The 1,278-nt window shown below is 37.6% G+C and carries 1 protein-coding gene; it reads right to left on the reverse strand.

The window, feature by feature from the left end; all coding sequences use genetic code 11:
- Nucleotides 1-398: 398 nt before the first annotated feature.
- On the reverse strand, nucleotides 399-728 hold the full coding sequence (locus H5202_RS22635; protein ID WP_182773999.1) for an EF-hand domain-containing protein: 330 nt from the start codon (nucleotides 726-728) through the stop codon (nucleotides 399-401).
- Between the last annotated feature and the right edge of the window lie 550 nt (nucleotides 729-1,278).

The following is a 1,278-nucleotide window of genomic DNA, read 5'->3' on the forward strand; positions in this document are numbered from 1 at the left end:
TGAGGCGCATTGTTGAAACAATGGTTATTCCCTTTTAAAGCAATGCAACAAAGAAATGGACTGTCTGAGCGTCTCCTGCAAGGCGGGTTTCTGTGCCTTCTATGCTGCTTAATAGCATTTTGACGTAGAGCAACTATGCCTACAATCCTATTATTTGCCTAGAAGGCACAGAATTCCCGCTGAATGACCAGATAATTAGTTGAATTGGTATTAGCTCAAAACAAATCATATAAACTAAGGTTCAATGGTGTTTATGATATTGAGTGGTGGGGAATAAGGCGTTATATCTGCTGGTAGAGACCGCTATATTATTGTGTACTCTCATAGAAAGTATTTAAAAAGAGAGGTGATGACGATTACCTCTCTAAGGCGATATTGACTATTATCCCGGGCAGAGATTATTTAGCGTTTCTCATTCTTTCCTGATGAGATTGAAATTCTTTAGCATCAATAAACTTATTATCATCCAAATCGATACGCTTAAACTTTTCATTACAATCCGATGAATTTTTTAAATGGCGCCCTTCAGATTCGCGTAACTCTTGTCTTGCTTTGTGAAATTGCTCAAACTCCTGTTCAGATATCAACTGGTCTTGATTAGTATCAAAATCTGAAAATGCAGGCATTTGAGACATTCTCATCGCTCCATTTTCATTTCCGATAGCATTAGCTGGCATAGAAATAGTAAGACACACTAATAATCCCGATAGAACATAGCTATTCATCATTTTCTCCTAGTGACCTTTTCCAGACTATTATACACCTCATTATCCATGTTAAAAGTAAGGTTAAGTAAATAGGCCATAAGTGATAGAGGAAATCTTACTTATAATGTGACGGTTAACTCATGATGATGTGGGAAAAGCTACAGAGTTATGTTTAGTCACTGATTAGATGATTGTATTTACTCACAATAGGATTAACAGCAGTATCAAAAAGTGTAAAGTAAAAGCAGCCAGCGTTTATTGCTAACCAGCTTGCTGCTTAATAAGAATGGGTTTTGGTGTTAAATTTGGGGGACATTGAATAGGGAGACATTATCCTGACAATTTCTTCGGTAATCTATCAGTAAGTCTCCCTAGGGATTCACAGAAGTGAATTGACGATCGCTTTAATAGTCGTCGTTGTTTGCATCACTTATGCGCTCGCGTCTTTCTTGGGCTTCTTCAAATGCAGCGTTGATTTCTTCTAATACAGAATCGACATCGGCTGCGGTAGTATCTTCTTCAAACAAACCTGTTAATTGCGTTTCCGGCGTTAATTCACCTTGTTCATACA

The sequence above is a fragment of the Shewanella sp. SG41-4 genome, from assembly GCF_014164505.1.
In the GTDB taxonomy this organism is placed as follows: domain Bacteria; phylum Pseudomonadota; class Gammaproteobacteria; order Enterobacterales; family Shewanellaceae; genus Shewanella.